The organism is Clostridium sp. BNL1100 (assembly GCF_000244875.1).
Taxonomy (GTDB): domain Bacteria; phylum Bacillota; class Clostridia; order Acetivibrionales; family DSM-1351; genus Ruminiclostridium.
Genome location: NC_016791.1, coordinates 2,517,478 through 2,538,633 on the forward strand (window position 1 = coordinate 2,517,478; position 21,156 = coordinate 2,538,633).

The window sequence follows — 21,156 nt, forward strand, 5'->3', positions numbered from 1 at the left end:
AATTACTTCTATTATATTATTATAATATTCATTAAGTAAATTGGCAACCACACATTATGCAGTCTCTATAGCCGCTTCATCCTCAAGTCCAAGTTGGGCAATGGCATTTTCCCTCATTTTGTACTTCTGAATCTTTCCGCTTGCAGTCATTGGGAAACTGTCCAAAAAGCCAACATATTTAGGAGTTTTATGTCTTGCCATATTAGCTTTTACTGCTTCTTTAACCTGTTCTTCTGTTAAGACGCAACCCTCTTTAAGTATAATACAGGCCATTATTTCCTCTCCGTATACTTTAGACGGAACACCGATTACCTGTACATCCTTAATTTCCGGCAGGGTATATAAAAACTCTTCTATTTCCTTTGGATAAATATTTTCTCCACCTCTGATAATCATATCTTTTATTCTGCCGGTTATCTTGTAATATCCGTTTTCATCCCTTGTTGCCAAATCACCTGTATGGAGCCACCCGTCATCATCTATGGCCTGTGCGGTTGCTTCGGGCATCTTGTAGTACCCTTTCATTACATTATAGCCTCTGGCAACAAATTCTCCGGGAACGCCGTCCGGAAGGTCCTGATTCGTTTCGGGATCAACAATCTTACATTCAATGAACGGAAGTGCACGGCCCACAGTCGAAACCCTAAGTTCAAGACTGTCTCCTATTCTTGTCTGGGTACATACGGGAGAAGCCTCTGTCTGACCATAAGGAATAGTTATATCCTTCATATTCATTTTTTCCACAACTGCTTCCATAACTTTTATAGGACATGGTGAACCGGACATAATTCCTGTTCTTAATGACGAAAAATCAAATTTACTAAAATCGGCATGATCAAGCATTGCTATGTACATCGTAGGAACACCATGTACTGCTGTACAGCGCTCGCTTTGAATTGCATTCATGACCTTTAATGGTGAATAATAATCAACGGGAACCATTGTTGTTCCATGAGTCACGCAGGCCATTATTGCAAGAACCAATCCAAAGCAATGGAAAAACGGAACAGGAATACACAGCTTATCTTCGTGGGTAAAATGCATACAGTCGCCTATACACATACCATTATTTATAATGTTGTAATGTGTAAGCATTACACCCTTTGGAAAACCCGTAGTTCCTGAAGTGTACTGCATGTTTATAACATCGTGACAATCAAGACTATTGCTGATGTTGTAAAGTTCTTCGTCAGAAATATCTCTGCCAAATTCAATAATATCATCCCAGCTAAACATTCCCGGATGTTTCTCAGTGCTGACACTTATGATATTTTTCAGATACGGCAGTTTTTCACTATGAAAACTACCCGGTTCGGAGTTCTTTAATTCAGGACAAAGTTCATTAATAATCTGTATGTAATTGGAATCCTTGAAACCATCTAAAAGAACCAATGTATTTGTATCCGATTGTTTTAACAAATATTCAAGCTCAAATACTTTGTAGTTAGTGTTTACAGTAACGAGAACAGCTCCTATTTTTGCTGAGGCAAACAGTGTAATAAGCCATTCTGGTACGTTTGTTGCCCAAATTGCAACATGATCACCCTTTTTAATCCCCATTTTGAGAAAACTCTTTGCAACTTTATTGCACAGCTCGTTGAATTCAGAATAAGTTTTTCTGAATGGGCGGTCTGTGTATAATGCACAGTCATGATCTGGATATCTCTTTGCCATATCATCTAGTAAACTACCAACAGTAATCTCTATCAGTTTCTCCACAACCAACACCTCCAAGTTAAATTGTAACCATATTCATAAAATGTTTAAAAAAATAAAAAGCCTTCCGTCTCGTAATCATGAGACGAAAAGCTATGTTTCCGCGGTACCACTCAAGTTAATTCCTTTTCAAGAAATTCTCTTTAAATCATATAACGGTGAAAACCGTTTCAGCCTACTTATTTCAGCCAAAAATGCTCCAGGGCGAGCTTCAACCTTCAAAGCCGCTGTCTTTCACCAACCGACAGCTCTCTACTGACTTATGTACGGTTTACTATTCCCATTCACTGCACTCTTCTATTGGAAATTATTAATATAATACTATGTCGGCAAACTAAGTGTCAATACTTTTTATACTTTTATGTTATGTTTAAATGCATAGATGGCTGCCTGAGTTCTATCATTTACATCCAGTTTTTTGAATATATTTGATATATGATTTTTAACGGTCTTTTCACTTATATAAAGGGTTTTAGCAATTTCTTTATTAATCATTCCCTCTGCTATAAGTTTTAAAACTTCCACTTCACGATTGGTCAGATTGTTTACAATAGATTTATCCTGTTCATACAATGTTACTCTGTTAAACTCCTTCACAAGCTCGCCAGTCATATTAGGCTGTATGTACGTTTGGTCACGGTAAACACTTCTTATTGCCTCTATCAATACTGATGATTCTGCATCCTTTAAAACATAACCCTCGCACCCAAGCTGTAATGTCTTAAACAGATATTCTCTGTCCTGATGCAGCGTCAGTACTATTATTTTATAATTAACAGACTCCTGCTTCAACATTTTAATGGCCTGAAGGCCATTTATAACAGGCATATTTATATCCATCAGGATAATATCAGGCCTTATCTTTTTGGACATGGCTACAGCTTCCTCACCATTAGAAGCCTGCGAAACCACGCAAATATCTTCCTCCAACTCAAGGATAGTTTTTAATCCTTGTCGAACCATAGCATGGTCGTCCGCAATCATTACCCTAATTTTATTCATTTCTGAGAGTCCTCCCCTTCATCCAGTAATGGTATATGAATCGTAATTTTTGTTCCTACTCCTACCTGTGATACTATATCCACCTCTCCTTCAAGCAGGGCTACCCTCTCTTTCATGCTAAAAAGGCCAAATCCGCCAGTACTTTCAGGCTCTATTATTTTAACATCTTCGGTGTTAAATCCAACACCATTATCAGCAATAATAATATTTAATTTTTGATTGACATGCTCCAAGAGAATTGAAACTCTTTTTGCCTGTGCGTGTTTTAGTACATTATTCAAAGATTCCTGTACAATTCTGAAAACGGCAAGAGATATGACGGGCTTAATTTCTTCATTAATTGCTCTGGATCTGAGCTGAACATCTATCCCTGTTTCTTCTCTGAATGAAATTACATAACGCTCTAAAGTCGGCAATAAACCTAAATCATCAAGAGCCATTGGCCTCAGGTTATAAATTATCTTTCTGACCTCCTGGAGACTGTCCCTCATAACTTTTTTAAGGTTCTGCAGTTCTTTTCTTGCTTCATCAATATCTTTATCCATCAGACGTTCACAAATCTCAGCTTTAATAACGATATTCGACATTGATTGTGCAGGACCGTCGTGAATTTCTCTGGCTACTCTTTTTCGTTCTTCCTCCTGAGCCTCTATAATCTTGATACCGAGAAATTGCCTCTGCTGCAAATTGTCCAACTGCTCCCCTGCATTTTGCAGATCTCCGCTAAGATAGTCCAGCGCAATGCCCACATGTCCTATGAGACTACCTGCCCTTTCCAGAGTTTTTATACAATCCTTTATTCTTATTTCAAGATCGTTTCTTCTTCTTATAAGAAAAGTCTCCTGTTCACGCCTTACTGCAAGCTCAACCCTTATATTGTCCGCTGTCTGGTAAGCCTTAGCAAGCTCATTCTGGCTATGTCTGTTAAATTCCTTATTAACATCGTATAGTTTCTTTTTACTTTGTTTAAGGTCATGTTCCAGATTTTCGATTACACTGACAATTTCAAAGACCTGCTGTTTTAATGTTACCAATTCATCTTCAAGTCTTTTGCATTCCTTTCTGGAATTCTCAGCAATTTCAATAATCTCATTTTTACCTGATTCAAGAGATTTTATTGTTTTTGTAATTATATCATTCATCTGTACAGAATTATGTTTATAGCTTCTCATGTTTTTGTCCAATCATAAATAATCCCGCAAATAGCAGGTGAATATTTTTACACTATAGTATATTTTACCTAATATCTATTTTTCCTACAATAAATATTATAAAAAATATCATAATATATAAATATTAGTAAAAAATACTGTACATTTAACTGAAAATTTTATATTATTTTTAGAAATTAAGTGTTGACAATAATAATAACAGCTCTTATAATGTAAAAGTGTTCGGAGGGCAAGTCCTTAAATAAAATAGGCGCCATTAGCTCAGTTGGTAGAGCACCTGACTCTTAATCAGGGTGTCCCGGGTTCGAATCCCTGATGGCGCACCAAACAAAAACCGCTTACTTAAGTAAGCGGTTTTTGTTTGGTGAAAATTCTTAAATCATAAAAATAGAGAGCCTTTCAGCTCTCTTTATCTTTTCTGATTACTTGTTACGGCATACACGAAAACCTTGATCGTATCCCTTACCATTTGCATCAAAATTACCTCTGTAAGAAATTTCACAGGCATGTTCGTCACTTAGCCAGCAGCCGCCCCTCCAAACCCTGACAGAGCCACTTTTACTGTCCAAAGCATCTCCATACCAGTTCCAACACCATTCCCTTACATTACCCGACATATCATAAAGCCCTAATTCGTTTGGTTTCTTTGAACCAACAGGTTTTGTTTGATTTTTATTGCTTTCAATCTTTGGCCAGTACCAATCTCCATCTAATTTTTTATTACCGGAGTTTACCCAGTCCCATGCTACTTCATCTACATTATTACTTCCGCTGTATGTATAATTTTTACTATCCTGGCCTCCGCCCGCAGCATATTCCCACTCTGCCTCTGTAGGTAATCGATAACCATTAGCTTTTGAATTGATAGTTACTGTCCATTTTATATCATCTATTTCGCTTATATTATTTGAGTCTTTTTTATTTTTGTCTATGTTGTAATATGGATCCAGCCCCTCTTTTATACTCCTTTTATTGCAGTATTCAATACATTCATACCAGTTTACCATTTCTACCGGTAAATTATCACCTTTGTATTGTGATGGATTGCTTTCCATTATGTCTTTCCACTCTTTCTGGGTTACTTCATATTTTCCAATATAGAAATCAGAAATTTTTACTTTTTTCTCATAGAGGTTGGACTTCGTATTCTTAAAAATTCCTCCTTTGACTAATACAAAATTATCAGACATTTCTTTCTTATTAAGATTTTCTTGCGCACTAGGTTTATCTTGAGAACATGCGCTAATGGTAACCATCATTGTGATTAAAAGGAAAATTAATAGCTTTTTCATTAATATGTCTCCTTAACTGATAAAAAGTTATAGACTGTAAAGTCCTATAAATTTAGTCTTTTTAGCATTGAAGGCCGTTCATCTAGAAACGGCCCAACGCTTTTGGACTATTTAATCAAACCGGAATACACACCTACTGGCCTGTCTCCAATTTACAGGAACCGTGGATAAAAATTCCACCCTGTTCTATTTTACTCTTTTGAAAGATAATATTCAATTAATATGTAGGTAAGTAATTTTTTTATATATAAGGCAACCGATTTGTAACCGGGCAACCTTACATATATACAGTGAAAAGTATTTTAATGGTCAAATGACCTCTTACCATACTGTTACGTTAGCGCTACCGCTACTTTGATATCCTTCTACGCATAATGCCTGGTATGACCAGCTGCTTCCAAGATTCATTCCTTTACTTTTCCATGCATTAACATGGTTAGCGAAGTTAATCTGAACGTTTTGTCCAGTAGATCTCTTAGACTGTCTAACACTCCAGTACTGAGTAAAAGTCTTTGTACCATCAATGGAAGGTGCATTTACTCTCTGAGTAGTATATATATCATAAGTACCGCCATCACTTGTTACGGAACCCTTGTATGTACCAGTAGGTCTATAAGTACCCCATGAATCAACAACATAATATTCTATAAGTGAGTTTCTTGTCCATCCATAGAAAGTTAAATAACCATTACCTGAAGGTGAGAATACGCCTGCATTGTAGTTACAAACTCTATTTGCAGTTCCGTAATTCCACCCTTTACCAACAACGAAGTTTCCACAATTAGACCAATTAACGCTGTAATTTCCGCCAGATCCATTAGTTACATTTACTGTTCCGCCACCATCGGTCCAGTTCTGCCAGTAATCAGTTGCTGCATATGTTGTTCCTGCAAATAAGCTTGTAACACTCATTGAAATTGCAAAAATTAGTCCTAAAACTTTCTTATTAAACTTACCCATACTATAATCCTCCTAAAAATATAGTTTATTTTACTACTTACCTACATACTAGTTGAATACTATCTTTCTTTTAGCCCTGTTTGTGAAGTTTTTTACTTTAACACAAAAATTTGAACAAAAATTAAGCCATCGCAAAGTCACTAAAAAGAAGTTTTTTATAAATAAAACCCCGGATTTAGTAACAATACCATAATATGCAATATATAGAATGCATTTTTTGTGTAGTTGGGAATTAGTAAATACGTTTAGTAGAATTGTGCAATAACATGTTGAAAATATAGATAATTACTTAGATAACGATGTAATAACTTCTAGATAAAGTAATCTGTAGAGTAAATGAAAACTTAAAAAATCTATTCACCTCCTATATTGTGAATTAACGTAATGACTCTACTAAATCATGTTATCATATTTATACAGTTTTGTAAATATTTTTATTGTATTTTTTTGCTATTTAGTGGAAAAATTTGTTACGCAGGTCGAATCCGTAATAAATCAATATGGAGTGCTAATTTCCCATCAACCTCCTAAGTACAAGATAGCGGGAATATTTTCCTAAATCATAATATCATTTTTATACACATTTGTAAATATATTTCATGTAAAATGTTGCTATTTTGTGGAAATAATTGTGTGCGTAAGAAGAAACTTTGAATTGTCGTATCCTAGATGAAAAAAATAAAAAATACTAAAACAATACTTTAATAAGTTGTACCATTTAGCTCATTTGAGACAAGTTTACTGATCCGCCTCCCAAGTATAAATTAACGTAATCATTCTACTAAAACATATTATCATTATTATACACTTTTGTAAATATCTATTGTAAAATATTGTGGTATAAGTAGAAAATATTGTTACCAAGATTCAACAATAGGTATTCTACATTTTTTTCAGATAAATAAGTATTTTGTTGTTGACATTATCAAATATTGCTCTTATAATATAAAAGTGTTCGGGCGAGGTAAGCCCATAAATATTAAATATGCGCCATTAGCTCAGTTGGTAGAGCACCTGACTCTTAATCAGGGTGTCCCGGGTTCGAATCCCTGATGGCGCACCAAAAAGCCGTTTGAATAATCAAACGGTTTTTGTTTTTTTGTGAAACAGTTCTATTTAATCCATTTGAGCCGAAATTAATGTTTCTTTTTGCCTTCTGGTCATTTTTTTAATGCTGTATTCTCTCGATAACGCTATAGATTTGGTTTCAGCCTCTTCGTAATACACAAGTGTCACCGGCAGTCTTGCCCTGGTATATTTTGCACCCTTGCCTCGGTTATGAACTTTAATTCTTTTTTGCAAATCATCTGTATACCCTGTATACAGTGTCTTGTCAGCACATTGCAAAACGTAAACGTAATACATTTTAAGAAAACACCTCTGATATGTAAATATTTAATGATTTATTCAAGTATTTTTGCAACTGCCCTCACCATACAGGAATCAGCCCTTATTTTTAAAGGAAATGCCATTAATTCAAAATCAGAACCAGCCGGAATTTTGTCCAGGTTGGTTAGATTCTCAAGTAGCAAAATACCGTTGCCGAGCAAATATTTGTGTATTCCAAAAGGAAATCTGTCAGGTGAAGGAGCATCCATTCCCACTAATTTAATTCCATGTTTCACTAGCATTTCGCAAAATGTCATACCTAGCACAGGATGATTATCATAATAGGTTTTCTGTCCATAATATTTATCCATTCCGGTACAAACCATCACTATTCTCTTATCTTTCAAAACTTCCAAATGGCTGCTTTCTGCTTCTAAAACGCTTTTACCGTATGTATGTATTACACAAGCGGCGCCATAAAATTTTTCCAGAGGATAATTACATATATATTCACAAGCATCAGTAATGTGCATTGCTCCATCAACATGAGTTCCGACGTGCATCCCTGTTTCCAGCCTATGATTATTATACTGGTCCTTAGAAAATTCATGGGTTTGGTGTAATCTCACAACATCATCTCCGGGATAAACAGGCATATTGTTAAATATATCACGAGATAAATCTATAAGTTTCATAATTTACTTCCTAATATTTTTTTAGTTTATATTAATTATACAGTTTTTTTGAACTTACGCAAAACTAATAACAAAAGGCTTCATAAAGCCAAATTAAAATCAGCTGAATGAAGCCTTTTGTTACTTATTGTACACTGTAAGTCGTCACAAGTCTGCTTGCGCCGCAGGTAATCTCAATATTATATGTCCCGGTATCCGTTTTTTCGTCCACCTTCCAAGTACATAAAAGATTTCCATCCTTACCTGCAACTAAATTTCTCACAGAAGAATAATCTCTCCCGTTTATTTTATAGGATGCAATAATTCTACAATTTGAGCCGGGTGCAACCCTTATTGCAAGTACCCCTATTTCTCCGCGTCTGATATACGGTCTTCTTGCAACAATTTCTATTCCTCCGTCAGTCTGGGCTTGGAGGTTGATTTGCCTATTTGCTACATCTATACTTCCGCTCTTTAAAGCCTTGTAGTTTATAAAGCCCGGCAACAATAATGTAATGGCTAATAAATAAGATAAAATACGTTTCAAATAAAATCACCTCAAAGTATTTATTACTTATTTTTCACCATTATTATTTTAATATTAATTGTTCAAGGTAGTAATTAATGCTAATTAATAATTTTTTGCAAGCATTTGGAAGTATGCTTGAGGATGGTCGCATACAGGGCATACTTGAGGAGCTTTTTCTCCTACATGAATGTGTCCGCAGTTTGCACACTGCCATATTACTTTTTCACCTTTGATAAATACGGCATTACCTTCAACATTCTTCAGAAGAGCTAAATATCTCTCCTCATGTTCTTTTTCAATTTTTCCTACAGCTTCAAAAAGATATGCTATCTTGTCAAAACCTTCTTCTTTAGCCTCTTTAGCAAATTGCGCATACATATCAGTCCATTCATAATGCTCACCGTTTGCAGCATCCTTGAGATTAGAAGCAGTATCACCTATGCCATCATGCAAAAGTTTAAACCATATTTTAGCGTGCTCTTTTTCATTATTTGCTGTTTCAGTAAATAATGCAGCTATTTGCTCGTATCCCTCTTTTTTTGCTTTTGATGCGTAGTATGTATACTTGTTTCTTGCCTGTGATTCGCCTGCAAATGCAGCCATAAGATTTGCTTCTGTCTTAGTTCCCTTTAAATTACTCAATTGAAATTACCTCCTGTTTAATTAAAAATAATAATAGATTTATTAATGTTATACCACAGTTTTCTGAATTTGAAACCAACATTTTCAGAAAAAAACTCATGATAAATTATATCACACAAAGGTAATTTTAATGAATTATGCCAATACTATGTTTGCTTATATAAGTTATAATGTTAATCAAAAGACATTGTTTAATATTATTAATAATAGATATAGAATAGGAGGTTGATTATCATGGATAAATCAATTAGAAAAAAAGTATCTGATTCCAGAACTGAACAAATTCAAATACTAATGCCTGAACATATAAATGGTTTTAACCGCCTTTTTGGTGGCAAGCTTATGGAATGGATTGATGTTGTTGCAGCTGTTGTTGCCAGAAGGCATTCCGGCTGCAACGTGACTACAGCATCCATAGACAATTTACAGTTTAAAGCACCTGCTTACGTTAATAGTACTATATTTTTACTGGGACAGATTACTTATGTAGGAAATACGTCAATGGAAGTAAGGGTAGATACTTTTGTTGAAGAACTTAACGGAACCCGGCGTATGATAAACAGGGCATATCTGGTTCTTGTTGCATTAGATAAAAAAGACTTCCCTATTCCCGTTCCAGGAATAATACTGGAAACTGAAGAAGAAAAAACAGAGTGGGAAGCCGCCAGAAAGCGCTGTGAATTGAGAAAGCAAAGACGCCGTGAAGAGTTCTGAGAAAGTACTGTTTAATCTGAATCAAATAAATATCTGATCATTTTTTGGGGAGTGTTGAGGAATTGTCTGGTCACAATATAATGCTCTGTTTCTTCATATTGAGTCAGCTTGATTCCATTCTCATCTAATGTAAAAATGTCTGCATCCGGATAAGCCAATAGAATAGGTGAATGGGTCGCTATAATAAACTGACAGTTTTGCTTCACAAGCTCTTTTATACGAACCAGCAGTGTCATTTGTCTGGTTGGGGACAGTGCAGCCTCAGGTTCATCAAGTACATACAGGCTGTTCCCTCCAAACCTGTTCAATACCAGTGACATGAAACTTTCTCCGTGTGACTGGCTATGGAGAGATTTTCCTCCATATGTATGTATGAATGGGTTTGGTGCGGCCTTATCAAGCCTGTCAATCTCACTTGCAACATTATAAAAGCTTTCCGCCCGCAGGAAAAACCCATCTTTCGGTCTCTTTACGCCCCTTACAACAGTGAGATTTTTATATAACGTAGAATGTGTTTCAACTGAAGAAAAATTAAAATTTCTGGAACCACCCTCTGGATTAAACCCTAGATTTACGGCAATAGCCTCAAGTAAAGTTGATTTTCCGGTACCGTTTTCACCCACAAAAAAGGTTACCTTCTTATTTATAATTAAAGGTTCAAGATTCCTGACAATGGGAAGAGAAAAAACATAGCTTTCATCGGATGAAATATCCTCTCTTAGCTTAATTTCTCTTACATATAGATCATTGAAAAGGTTAGGCATCCTTCTTCCTCCATCATTTCCTAAGGGTTTAATCAATTTCCATTATATACATGTTTCTTTAATTTTTCAAGAACATTTGTTCTGTTTGTTTTAACTTGTAGCCTTTGATTATTTAGGAAAATATGCAATAATAATTATATAATCAAAGACGGAGATGTTTTTAATGAATATTGAACTATTGACTGATATCTTAAAAAATGCTGACAGCATTGTATTTTTTGGAGGAGCAGGAATGAGTACCGAATCTGGTATACCTGATTTTCGTTCCGAAAATGGTCTTTATATGACATCTGACGGCTCACAATACTCACCCGAAACAATGCTTTCACACAGTTTCTTTGTTTCACATACCGATGAGTTTTTCAAATATTATAAAACTAAAATGATATACAGAGAGGCAAAACCAAATGCAGGACATTTAGCTCTAGCAAAACTTGAGGAATCCGGCAGACTTAAAGCAGTTGTAACACAGAATATAGACGGCCTCCACCAACTGGCTGGCAGTAAAAAAGTTTTTGAGTTGCACGGCTCGGTTCACAGAAATTATTGTACCAAATGCAGAACCTTTTACGATTTGGATTATATATTTTATGCAAAAGGTACTCCCCGCTGTGTCAAATGCAACAGTGTTATCAAGCCTGATGTGGTTCTGTATGAGGAGGCTCTGGACGATGACGTTGTAAACGGGGCAGTAAATGAAATAAGGAATGCCGACGTTCTTATTATCTGCGGAACCTCGCTGGTTGTATATCCTGCAGCAGGACTTATTGATTTCTTTAGAGGCAAAAAACTCATTCTTGTTAATAAAAGCCCTACTCCCTATGATTCCAAAGCCGACCTTGTAATAAATGATTCAGTGGGAAAAGTCCTTGAGACTGCTGTGAAATCCATCTAATAAAAAATTATATATTCGCAATTGTTTTAGCAAGCATTTTGCCTAATACAACACCTGTAAGGCAAAATGCTACGCTTAAAATAATATTTGCCACACCAAAAACTGCTTTTCCTTCCTGAAAAAGGTTAACTGTTTCTAGGCTGAAGGTTGAAAATGTTGTAAACCCACCTAAAATACCAGTAGTTAAAAACAACTTTATTTTTTTATTATCAGGGCACAAGGCAGCAAGCAATTCTGTAAGGAGTCCTATTAAAAAAGAGCCCAGAATGTTTATTATAAGTGTTGAAACCGGAAAACCACAATTCCCTGAACGATTTATAAAGCTTGACAGCAAATATCTTGATGTTGCGCCAATAAATCCGCCAAGTCCAACAACTAATGCGTTCATTTAAAATCCCCTTCTTAAAATACTTCAACAATTGAGAACCAATGAGAACCCAAAATAAATGTTCTCTCTGGTTTAAACAAAATTTGAATGTTTTATTATTATATAACATGTTATGTTTATACTCAAATTCTATTTAAATCGATTTGTTTAAATATCCAGATAATTTTTTCAATTACATAATTGCACTATTTCAAAAGATATGATAAATTATTTATGCGTGTTTATGCATAAATTCGACTTTTTATGCATTTACAGCTCTCTGGAGAGTCCCAGGTATGGGCGCCGAAGGTGCAAGGCAGTGGTTTTTCCATTGCCGGTCTCTCAGGCAAAAGGACAGAGCTTTATAGCTTAACGTCTTTCTCTTGGAGAGCCAAAACATTTGTTTTGGCTTTTTTGTTTTTCAAAAATTTCAAGAAGGGATAGGTTAAAAATAATGTTAGAAAAAATCAGCAGTTTCATTTCTTGGTTTGATGGTATTGTTTGGGGATTGCCATTAATTATCTTAGTACTTCTCGTTGGAATTTTACTCACAGTAAGAACCGGCTTGCTGCAAGTCAGGCATCTGCCCCGTGCTCTAAAGTATATGGTTAAGAATGAAGAAGGCGGGAAAGGTGAAGTATCCAGCTTTGGCGCACTTTGTACAGCACTTTCTGCCACAATCGGTACAGGAAACATCGTAGGTGTTGCAACTGCAATCGTTGCAGGCGGACCCGGAGCTTTATTCTGGATGTGGATCGCAGCGTTTTTCGGTATGGCTACAAAGTATACTGAAGGACTACTGGCTATAAAATACCGTACCATTGACGAAAACGGACACGTTTTAGGTGGGCCATTCCTTCTACATACGAAACGGTATGGGTAAGAGATGGGGCTGGCTTGCAAAGGCTTTCTCATTTTTCGGAGCTGCTGCCGGGCTCATGGGTATCGGAACCTTTGTGCAGATAAATGGTATTTCTGATGCAGTTCGCAATTATTTTGATCCAAAAAATCTTCATACAATATCTATTCTGGGAAAAAGTTATTCGTGGGCAATAGTATTAACTGCTGTTATTGTTACTTTGTGTGTAGGATTGGTTATTATCGGTGGCTTAAAAAGAATAGCAAGTGTATCGGAAATCATAGTTCCTTTTATGGCAATTTTTTATGTTATAGCTACACTCATAGTTGTTTTTGTAAATATAAAGGCTATTCCCGATGCTTTTGTTCAGGTTTTTCAAGGTGCATTCGGGCTCAAAGCTGTGGGTGGCGGGGCAATAGGTGTTGGAATAAGTTCAATGCTTAATTCCATGAGAATGGGTATTGCTCGAGGTATTTTCTCAAACGAATCCGGTTTAGGAAGCGCCCCTATTGCAGCTGCTGCCGCTAAAACACATGAACCCGTACGTCAGGGTCTTGTTTCAATGACAGGTACTTTTGTTGATACAATTATTATCTGTACAATGACAGGTCTCTGTATTATAACCACAGGTTCATGGAACATAGGACTTAAAGGTGCCTCTGTAACACAGAACGCATTTAAAGAAGGTTTCGGTTTTGCACCGACACTTGGTTCCTTTATTCTGATGATAAGCCTGGTATTCTTTGCCTTTACAACAATTATCGGCTGGAACTATTACAGTGAACGTTGTATGGAATATCTCACAAACGGTAATATGAAGGCAGTTAAAGTTTTTCGCTGGTTTTACATTCTGGCTGTTTTTGCAGGCCCCTTTATGACAATAGAGATCGTTTGGAATATATCAGATATTTTCAACGGCTTGATGGCCTTTCCAAACCTGATTGCACTGATAGCATTAAATGGTGTCGTTGCAGCGGAAACTAAAAAATATTTTGCAAAGATAAAGGAAAAAAAGCTTAGTTAATTTTTGATTTGTTTTTTATTTCAGCAAAAGCAGCAAAGGGTGAGTGTCGTAAGACTACTAAAAAGTAGTAGCGATTTACAAAATTTAGTTGACATATAAAAAACAGCTTTCAAAATATTGAAAGCTGTTTTTTTATGGTCGGAATGACGTGACTTGAACACGCGACCTCTTGCACCCCAAGCAAGCACTCTAGCCAAACTGAGCTACATCCCGATAATGCGAAATTAATTATAGCACACTAAATTTAGAATGTAAAGACTAAACAATATTATTTGTGTACTAGGAAAAAAACCGGAATGCATATCAGCAATCCGGTTTTCTCTATTCCTCTTTTGGTTGTAATTCACTTATATGATACGTAATACACTTGGAAGCTTTTGGTACTTTAGTAATCTTTGGTGTTGTATTAATCACAGCAGCAGCTGTTGTGGTTTTAGCACGCCCTGCTTTTTTGGCCTTTGCTTGTAAAAGCTTGCCCAAATTTGTACTACAATGTTTGTTACTACAACTTCCATTAATAATCATTGACCCACACTTGCAGAATTCTACCATATTATTCATCCCTTCAAGTCTTGTATGAAATACTAGTATACCACAAGAAGGTCTATAAATGTAACTGGAAATAAATGTATTTAAATTGTAAACCTATTATTTCTTATTAACCAGCTTTAATGTAATTTTGAAACTCACATTACTCTTCCGCTTTGTTTTACCATTATTAAATGTCCTGTTTTTATTTCTGCGCACCGCAGTAACGGGATAAATTCTCAAAACCTTATGTATCATTTTTAAAACCGCCTTATCCACAATACTCCAGATAATATATCGGCATTTTAAAACAAAAAAATAGCCTCTAATAAAAACAAGGCTAATGTTTGAGTAGTATTCTATTTGAAATACACAAGGTTAATAGCGTTGACCCTTTTTAGTGATTAATCTATAAACTATATATCCAGCAATAACAAGGATTGCTAATGGTATTAATTGTTTTAGTATGAACCCTACTATGCTAATCGCCGTTATCAGCAAAAATATCGCTACTATTATAGTTATAATTCTTTTAGTTTTATCATCCATATATTTTTTCCCTCCATCTTTATTATAGGTAAATTATACACCTATATGTATACTTTTGTCTATAAAAATTTAATTATTTTGATTCAATTATTAATTTTTTTAATATTTGAATCAATTTCATTAATTTTCATAACCTTTTGCAATCAAATTTATTGATTGTATTACAAAATCGACTTCAGCATTTGTGTTAAAACATCCTACACTCAATCTAACAATTCCGGAATTTACTGTTTTAAAATGTGAATGTGCCAACGGAGCACAGTGGAGACCTGCTCTACATTCAATTTTATACTGTTTGTCAAGCTGATAGCTGACTTCTGTAGAATCCACTCCCTCAAAGTTAAAAGCCACTATCCCACTGTTTTCTTCAACACTTTCGGGGCTGAACATCTTTATATTATTAATACGGCATATTCCATCAAAAAGTCTGATGATTAGTTCATCCTTTTTTTTACGAATTTTATCAATACCGTTTTTCTGAATAAACTCCACTCCCGCCCCAAGTCCTGCTATACCCGGTGTATTAAGAGTTCCGCTCTCAAGTTTGTCTGGCATTATTTCTGGCTGATACAGCAGTTCTGAACTGCTGCCTGTACCACCTCTCATTAGAGGCCTCATCCTTATTTGAGGTGACACATATAATCCACCTGTCCCCTGAGGGCCAAGAAGTCCTTTATGTCCGGGAAACGCAACCATATCTGCATGAATCCGGTTTATATCAAGTTCTATACTACCCAATCCCTGAGATGCATCTATCAGATACATTATGCCATTATTCCGTGCTATTTTTCCAATCTCCTCCACAGGCATAATTATCCCGTTAACGTTTGAAGAAAGAGTACATACAATCAATCTTGTTCTTTTATTTATACTTTTTCTTATATCCTGCGGATCAACACGTCCAAGACTGTCAGCACTAACTATGGAAAGTTTTACTCCTCCGTATTTTTCAAGTGTTTTTAATGGCCTTATCACTGAATTATGCTCCATACAGGTCGTAATTACATGATCCCCGGGTGAAAGACTTCCGCAAATTGCTATATTCAAGGCCTCTGTTGCATTTTTTGTAAAACTTATATTGAGATCGTCCTCTATTTTTAGCAGCTTTGCTATACGTTCACGGGTAGTAGTCACAGTTGAAGCACTGGCAACCGACATTGTATGACTTCCTCTGCCCGGATTAGCACAGTAAGTTCTCAGGCATTTGTCTATTTCAATATATACAGCTTCAGGTTTCGGAAAGGAAGTGGCAGCATTATCCATATAAATCATAATATACCTCAACTATTTGGGTTTATTATATGGTATGAAACAATTATTTCTTTAGTTCCTCTGTAAGAAGCTCTCCCAATATTTTAACTCCCTTAACAATTTTGTCCTCTGTAAGTCCCGAAAAGTTGAGTCTCATTGTATTTTCGTGTCCTCCTCCCGGATAAAAAGCACTACCCTGTACAAAAGCCACTCCTCTTTTCATTGCATTAATTAGAAGCTCCCTGCTTGACATTCTTTGCGGTAAAGTCACCCACAAAAACATTCCCCCCTGCGGTTTAGTGTAGGATATTTCCTTGGGAAAATATCTCTTTATTGAATCAAGCATTGTATCTTTTCGCTTTTTATAAATTAATATATTATCTTTGATATGAGCTTTAATATCGTATTTTTCTATATAACGTGCAATAAGCATTTGCGTAAAAAAATTTGTATGTAGGTCTGTCCCCTGCTTTAGAAGAATATATTTTTTTAAGATTTCTTTCGATGCACTCACCCAACCAACCCTGAAACCGGGACAAACTGTTTTTGAGAAAGTGCTCAGGTATATTACTCTTCCTTCGGTATCAAAGCTTTTCAATGGGGGAAAGTTATTTCCATCAAAGCAAAGTTCACTATAAGGATTGTCCTCAACTATAATCAAGTCATACATATTGGCAACATCAATAAGAGCTCTACGACGCTTCAGACTCATTCTCCTTCCCGTAGGGTTTTGGTAGTCAGGTATAGTGTACAAAAATTTTATGTTTTTATTTTCATTTAGCTTCTTCTTTAAGCCTTCAATAATTAAACCTTCTTCATCCATTTCAATTTCGATATATTCAGGGTAACATGGGTTAAAAGCATTTATCGCAGATAGATAAGTAGGACTCTCACAGAGAACAACATCTCCCTCGTCCAGAAAAACCTTAGCTGTAAGATCTAAACCCTGCTGAGAGCCTGATGTTATCAGAATATCGTCAGGTTCGACATCAATTCCCTTTTCACCCATCAGCTCTGCAATAATTTTATGTAGTTCATTATATCCTTCTGATACTGCATACTGCATTGTTTTAGCTCCATTTTCGGATAATACCTCATGGCAAAGTATTTTCATTTCTTCAACAGGAAACGTCTCCTCAGCAGGGAGACCACCACCAAAGGATATTATGTCCTCCGAATCCGTTAATTTCAGAAGTTCTCTTACTTCAGATGACTTAAGTGTACGAGCTCTCCTTGCAAATGTATCATTTAGCATTAAATTCCCTCCTCCATATCAAGAATTTTATAAAAACGGATTAACCTCTGCTTCAAATTCATATTTCTTTTTTAAGCTACCTGTCGAGTACTGCTTTATGCAATTTTTTAAAATAGAAATACCCTCTTTTATGTACTTTTCACTGGGATATGAAAAATTAAGCCTTATATAGTTACCATCAATACTATAACCCGGATAGAATATATCACCCAGCATCACCACAACTCCTTTGTCGGCCAAGCCTTTGACAAATTCATTCATGCGTATATAATCAGGAAGCCTGAGCCATATAAAATATCCTCCATTTGGGACGGTTATTGTCATACCGTCCAAGTTACTTTTGTTTAGTTCATTTAGCATCAAATCTCTTTTATCTTTATATATTTTTCTTAAATAATCTAAATGGGGCCCCATATGTCCACCATTTAAAAATTCATTAATTATAAACTGCGAATGTGTACTTGTCTGTATATCCGTAATCTGTTTAAACTGAATAAACCGACCTATAATATTCTCACTTGCCACAACAAAACCTACTCTTAGACTGAATGAAATTGTTTTTGAAAATGAGCTGAGGTAAACTACATAGTCGTTATTATCCAAGCTTTTCAGAGAAGGTAATGGGTTTCCACTGTAATATAATTCACCGTAAGGATCATCCTCAAGAATCGGTAAATTATAATAATATGCAAGCTTCAGTAATCCTTTTCTTCTTTCGAGACTCATGGATATTCCCGTTGGATTATGAAAATTAGGCTGAGTATATATAAATTTCGGCCTGTACTTTATAAGACAGGATTCCAGAATATCCAGCCTTATTCCCTCATCATCCATTGGTATTCCAATAATTTTTGCATCATAACTTTGAAATGCTTGTATGGCACCTATATACGTAGGTTCCTCCACCAGAACTACGTCACCCGGTTCTATAATCGTCCGTGCAAAGAACTCTATAGACTGCTGTGATCCTGATGTAACCATTATTTGTTTTGTTCCGGCATTAATACCATTTTCCTGTATGTATGCCTTGATTGCCGTTTTCAGTTCAATACTTCCATCAACCGGAGTAGGCATAAACAGCTTCTCTCTGTATTTTTCTATTATCTGAATGTGTAGATTTTTCATGAGATTAATATCACACGCGTCTTCTGAAGAAATACCCGATGCAAAGGAGATAATTCTTTCTTTTTCAAATACTGATAATATATTATTGATTGTTTGCTCTCCTGATCTTGCAGATCTCTTGCTTTCAAGCTGTCCCCACCTCAATGGTGGTATGTACATTTTCTCCTGAGCGATGTCTTTTGTCAGTGGTGCAAGAACTACAGTTCCACTGCCTATTCGTGACTCGACCAGCCCGTCAGCTTTAAGCTCCATATACGCTTTAACAACTGTACTTCTGTTTACACCAAGTTTCATGCTTAGTGTCCTTTCGGCAGGTAAAATAAAATTTGCAGGCAGCTTGCCAACTGCAATCTGATGCTCTATCTGTTTTTTTATCTGCAAGTATATAGGAGTTTTTGATTCTCTGTTTATAATAATATCCATTTTTTGCCTCTCCTTAGACTACTAATGTACTTTATATAAATAACTGGAAAAAAATAATTCAAAATTGTAATTACCATTAGTAAGTTCATAAATTGGTATCATCCAATTTCATTATACGTCATAATTAATTTGAGAAAAACATCCAATTTGGATATTTTACACCAATCCAATTTTAGATAATATAAGCAAAAAGCTGTACCCTTGAAATCGTCTCTCTTCAAAGGTACAGCTCAATAATTTGTTTAAACTAATTAATCTATTGCCTTCCTCAACCTGGTGATTATCGGTATTGCAATAAATCCTCCTATCAAGGCAGTTACAAGCTGTGGCCAACTGAACATAGCTAAAAGTTTTTGAGCAAACTTTGGAAATTGAAATATATTCAGAAACAAATTAATTGAACCGTACAAAAATCCAAATTTCAAAATAGAGCCCAAAATAACACCTGAATATTTGTTTTTGTTATATAGGAAGTAAAATATTATTACCAATATAAGGTTTGCTACCGATATTACGGGAGCATATAAAAGTAGTGCAGCTGCCAGCGGAGCATGGTTATTTATTAGTGATGTAAACGGAGATAATACTGCAATTGCTACCCCACCTCCGATTCCGGCAGTCATTGCTGCTATCAGAATACACATATTTACCAGCGGGCCGACTATAAAATTATTGTAAGGAAGGCTTCTCCCGGCCATCTGCACCACAACTACAACAGCAAGAAGAACCGAAGTTCTTGTAATCATTCCAATCTTATCATTTTTCATATATGTCCCCCTTTTTATAAATAATATTAATTATATGAAATGAATAATATATAGAATTATTGTATAAATATACCACAAAATTCTGCTTATTAACATCATTTTAGTAATGTGCTTAACTAAATTCCCATTTTCTATAGACTTTTTAAATGAAAAGTAGCATAATAAATCTAGAATTTTCACATAAATTGATTGATACTTTCTTATAAATTATCAAATTTTGTTAATAAATCATAGAGAAGGGAGTAATACGAAAATGAATATTTCTATTACCAAAACTACAAGTCCTAAACAAAAACCTGATCAGAACAATTTAGGATTTGGATCATATTTTACAGACCATATGTTCATTATGGATTATACTGAAGGAAAAGGCTGGCATGACCCGAGAATAGTGCCATATGCTCCTTTAGAAATGGACCCGGCTTCAATGGTTCTTCATTATGGTCAAGCTATTTTTGAAGGTTTAAAAGCATACAAAGCTAAAAACGGCCATATTCTTCTTTTCAGACCCGATAAAAATATGGCAAGAGTAAACAGTTCAAATGAACGTCTTGTAATACCTAGAATTGACGAGGACTTTGGTGTACAGGCTATTAAAGAACTAGTAAATGTTGATTCAGACTGGATTCCTGATGCTCCGGGTACATCTTTGTACATACGTCCGTTTATAATTGCAACAGATCCATTCCTTGGTGTAAGGCCTTCTGACACTTACAAGTTTATAGTCATTCTTTCACCTGTTGGAGCTTATTACAAGGAAGGAATGAATCCTGTAAAAATATATGTTGAGAACAACTATGTACGTGCGGTAAAAGGCGGGCTGGGGTTTGCAAAAACAGTTGCCAACTATGCATCAAGCCTTAAAGCACAGGTTGAAGCAAAACATTCCGGGTATACTCAGGTTCTTTGGCTGGATGGTATTGAGAAGAAATATATAGAAGAAGTAGGAACAATGAATGTATTCTTCAAGATAGACGGAGAAGTAATAACTCCATCCCTTGAAGGCTCAATTCTTCCGGGGATTACTCGTATGTCAACTATAGAGATGCTGAGAAAATCAGGTGTAAAAGTTACTGAACGCAGAATATCAATTCAGGAACTATATGATGCACATGCAGCAGGAAAATTGGATGAGGCATTCGGTACCGGTACCGCTGCTGTCATTTCACCTATAGGTGAATTTAATTGGGACGGAAATGTTATTGCTGTAAACGGTGGAGAAATAGGACCTGTAGCTCAACAAGTATATGATACAATCACCGGAATTCAAAGCGGTGAACTTGAAGATACTTTTGGCTGGACACAAATAGTTAAATAAT

General features: G+C 35.6%; 20 protein-coding genes, 3 tRNA genes, 1 pseudogene, 1 riboswitch and 1 other annotated feature. Of the genes and pseudogenes, 6 read left to right on the forward strand and 18 right to left on the reverse strand.

Annotation, left to right across the window (positions count from 1 at the left end; translation table 11 throughout):
* Positions 1 to 54 precede the first annotated feature (54 nt).
* The 3 genes from CLO1100_RS10590 to CLO1100_RS10600 form a co-directional block, all read right to left on the reverse strand.
* Entirely contained in the window at positions 55 to 1,719 is a 1,665-nt protein-coding gene (locus CLO1100_RS10590) for an AMP-binding protein (RefSeq protein WP_014313747.1), read from the reverse strand.
* Positions 1,720 to 1,794: 75 nt separating this feature from the next.
* Positions 1,795 to 2,013 (reverse strand) — a binding site (T-box leader).
* 54 nt (positions 2,014 to 2,067) lie between these two features.
* A complete protein-coding gene (locus CLO1100_RS10595) occupies positions 2,068 to 2,718 on the reverse strand; it encodes a response regulator transcription factor (protein ID WP_014313748.1) in 651 nt (216 codons plus the stop codon).
* Positions 2,715 to 3,890 (reverse strand): sensor histidine kinase, encoded by a 1,176-nt coding sequence (locus CLO1100_RS10600; protein ID WP_014313749.1) that lies wholly within the window; start codon positions 3,888 to 3,890, stop codon positions 2,715 to 2,717. The genes CLO1100_RS10595 and CLO1100_RS10600 overlap by 4 nt, the downstream gene beginning before the upstream one ends.
* Positions 3,891 to 4,140: 250 nt before the next feature.
* Here CLO1100_RS10600 and CLO1100_RS10605 point away from each other — a divergent pair.
* A tRNA-Lys gene (locus CLO1100_RS10605) sits at positions 4,141 to 4,216 on the forward strand.
* A gap of 96 nt (positions 4,217 to 4,312) precedes the next feature.
* Here CLO1100_RS10605 and CLO1100_RS10610 read toward each other — a convergent pair.
* Both CLO1100_RS10610 and CLO1100_RS10615 read right to left on the reverse strand, forming a co-directional pair.
* Positions 4,313 to 5,182 (reverse strand): SUMF1/EgtB/PvdO family nonheme iron enzyme, encoded by an 870-nt coding sequence (locus CLO1100_RS10610; protein ID WP_014313750.1) that lies wholly within the window; start codon positions 5,180 to 5,182, stop codon positions 4,313 to 4,315.
* A gap of 321 nt (positions 5,183 to 5,503) precedes the next feature.
* On the reverse strand, positions 5,504 to 6,142 hold the full coding sequence (locus CLO1100_RS10615) for a glycoside hydrolase family 11 protein (protein ID WP_014313751.1): 639 nt from the start codon (positions 6,140 to 6,142) through the stop codon (positions 5,504 to 5,506).
* A gap of 987 nt (positions 6,143 to 7,129) precedes the next feature.
* Here CLO1100_RS10615 and CLO1100_RS10620 point away from each other — a divergent pair.
* Positions 7,130 to 7,205, forward strand: a tRNA-Lys gene (locus tag CLO1100_RS10620).
* A 53-nt stretch (positions 7,206 to 7,258) separates the two neighbouring features.
* Here the strand turns inward: CLO1100_RS10620 and CLO1100_RS10625 are convergent.
* The 4 genes from CLO1100_RS10625 to rbr all read right to left on the reverse strand — a co-directional run bounded on the left by CLO1100_RS10625 (position 7,259) and on the right by rbr (position 9,316).
* Positions 7,259 to 7,507, reverse strand: a complete 249-nt coding sequence (locus CLO1100_RS10625; protein WP_014313752.1) for a GIY-YIG nuclease family protein — start codon at positions 7,505 to 7,507, stop codon at positions 7,259 to 7,261.
* Positions 7,508 to 7,545: 38 nt separating this feature from the next.
* On the reverse strand, positions 7,546 to 8,166 hold the full coding sequence (locus CLO1100_RS10630) for a cyclase family protein (protein ID WP_014313753.1): 621 nt from the start codon (positions 8,164 to 8,166) through the stop codon (positions 7,546 to 7,548).
* Between the two features lie 124 nt (positions 8,167 to 8,290).
* Positions 8,291 to 8,692: a hypothetical protein gene (locus CLO1100_RS10635; RefSeq protein WP_014313754.1), complete on the reverse strand. Its 402-nt coding sequence runs from the start codon at positions 8,690 to 8,692 to the stop codon at positions 8,291 to 8,293.
* A gap of 84 nt (positions 8,693 to 8,776) precedes the next feature.
* Positions 8,777 to 9,316 carry a rubrerythrin gene (rbr, locus tag CLO1100_RS10640; protein ID WP_014313755.1) on the reverse strand — a complete coding sequence of 180 codons (540 nt, stop codon included), beginning with the start codon at positions 9,314 to 9,316 and terminating at the stop codon, positions 8,777 to 8,779.
* 234 nt (positions 9,317 to 9,550) lie between these two features.
* Between rbr and CLO1100_RS10645 the strand changes: the two genes are divergently transcribed.
* A complete protein-coding gene (locus CLO1100_RS10645; protein WP_014313756.1) occupies positions 9,551 to 10,030 on the forward strand; it encodes an acyl-CoA thioesterase in 480 nt (159 codons plus the stop codon).
* 11 nt (positions 10,031 to 10,041) lie between these two features.
* Here the strand turns inward: CLO1100_RS10645 and CLO1100_RS10650 are convergent, their stop codons facing one another.
* Positions 10,042 to 10,794 carry an AAA family ATPase gene (locus CLO1100_RS10650; RefSeq protein WP_014313757.1) on the reverse strand — a complete coding sequence of 251 codons (753 nt, stop codon included), beginning with the start codon at positions 10,792 to 10,794 and terminating at the stop codon, positions 10,042 to 10,044.
* Positions 10,795 to 10,957: 163 nt separating this feature from the next.
* Here CLO1100_RS10650 and CLO1100_RS10655 point away from each other — a divergent pair, with 163 nt between their 5' ends.
* Complete coding sequence (locus CLO1100_RS10655) at positions 10,958 to 11,689, forward strand: NAD-dependent protein deacylase (protein WP_014313758.1); 732 nt, start codon at positions 10,958 to 10,960, stop codon at positions 11,687 to 11,689.
* Between the two features lie 7 nt (positions 11,690 to 11,696).
* On the opposite strand, the gene crcB is transcribed toward CLO1100_RS10655, so the two are convergent.
* Complete coding sequence (gene crcB, locus CLO1100_RS10660; protein WP_014313759.1) at positions 11,697 to 12,077, reverse strand: fluoride efflux transporter CrcB; 381 nt, start codon at positions 12,075 to 12,077, stop codon at positions 11,697 to 11,699.
* A gap of 249 nt (positions 12,078 to 12,326) precedes the next feature.
* A riboswitch (glycine riboswitch) is annotated at positions 12,327 to 12,424 on the forward strand.
* Between the two features lie 86 nt (positions 12,425 to 12,510).
* Here crcB and CLO1100_RS10665 point away from each other — a divergent pair.
* A pseudogene (locus CLO1100_RS10665) lies at positions 12,511 to 13,939 on the forward strand (alanine/glycine:cation symporter family protein).
* 135 nt (positions 13,940 to 14,074) lie between these two features.
* On the opposite strand, the gene CLO1100_RS10670 reads toward CLO1100_RS10665, so the two are convergent.
* From CLO1100_RS10670 to CLO1100_RS10695, 7 genes are all read right to left on the reverse strand, one after another.
* Positions 14,075 to 14,152 (reverse strand) — tRNA-Pro (locus tag CLO1100_RS10670).
* A gap of 108 nt (positions 14,153 to 14,260) precedes the next feature.
* Positions 14,261 to 14,491: a hypothetical protein gene (locus tag CLO1100_RS10675; RefSeq protein WP_014313760.1), complete on the reverse strand. Its 231-nt coding sequence runs from the start codon at positions 14,489 to 14,491 to the stop codon at positions 14,261 to 14,263.
* A 354-nt stretch (positions 14,492 to 14,845) separates the two neighbouring features.
* Positions 14,846 to 15,016, reverse strand: a complete 171-nt coding sequence (locus tag CLO1100_RS20815) for a hypothetical protein (RefSeq protein ID WP_014313761.1) — start codon at positions 15,014 to 15,016, stop codon at positions 14,846 to 14,848.
* Between the two features lie 120 nt (positions 15,017 to 15,136).
* Positions 15,137 to 16,288, reverse strand: coding sequence for an aminotransferase class V-fold PLP-dependent enzyme (locus CLO1100_RS10680; RefSeq protein ID WP_014313762.1), 1,152 nt, complete (start codon positions 16,286 to 16,288; stop codon positions 15,137 to 15,139).
* Positions 16,289 to 16,331: 43 nt separating this feature from the next.
* On the reverse strand, positions 16,332 to 17,522 hold the full coding sequence (locus tag CLO1100_RS10685) for a PLP-dependent aminotransferase family protein (protein WP_014313763.1): 1,191 nt from the start codon (positions 17,520 to 17,522) through the stop codon (positions 16,332 to 16,334).
* A 27-nt stretch (positions 17,523 to 17,549) separates the two neighbouring features.
* Complete coding sequence (locus CLO1100_RS10690) at positions 17,550 to 19,070, reverse strand: PLP-dependent aminotransferase family protein (protein WP_014313764.1); 1,521 nt, start codon at positions 19,068 to 19,070, stop codon at positions 17,550 to 17,552.
* Positions 19,071 to 19,321: 251 nt separating this feature from the next.
* A complete protein-coding gene (locus tag CLO1100_RS10695; RefSeq protein WP_014313765.1) occupies positions 19,322 to 19,837 on the reverse strand; it encodes an ECF transporter S component in 516 nt (171 codons plus the stop codon).
* 253 nt (positions 19,838 to 20,090) lie between these two features.
* On the opposite strand from CLO1100_RS10695, the gene CLO1100_RS10700 reads away from it, so the two are divergent.
* Positions 20,091 to 21,155 (forward strand): branched-chain amino acid aminotransferase, encoded by a 1,065-nt coding sequence (locus CLO1100_RS10700; protein WP_014313766.1) that lies wholly within the window; start codon positions 20,091 to 20,093, stop codon positions 21,153 to 21,155.
* Position 21,156: the final 1 nt, after the last annotated feature.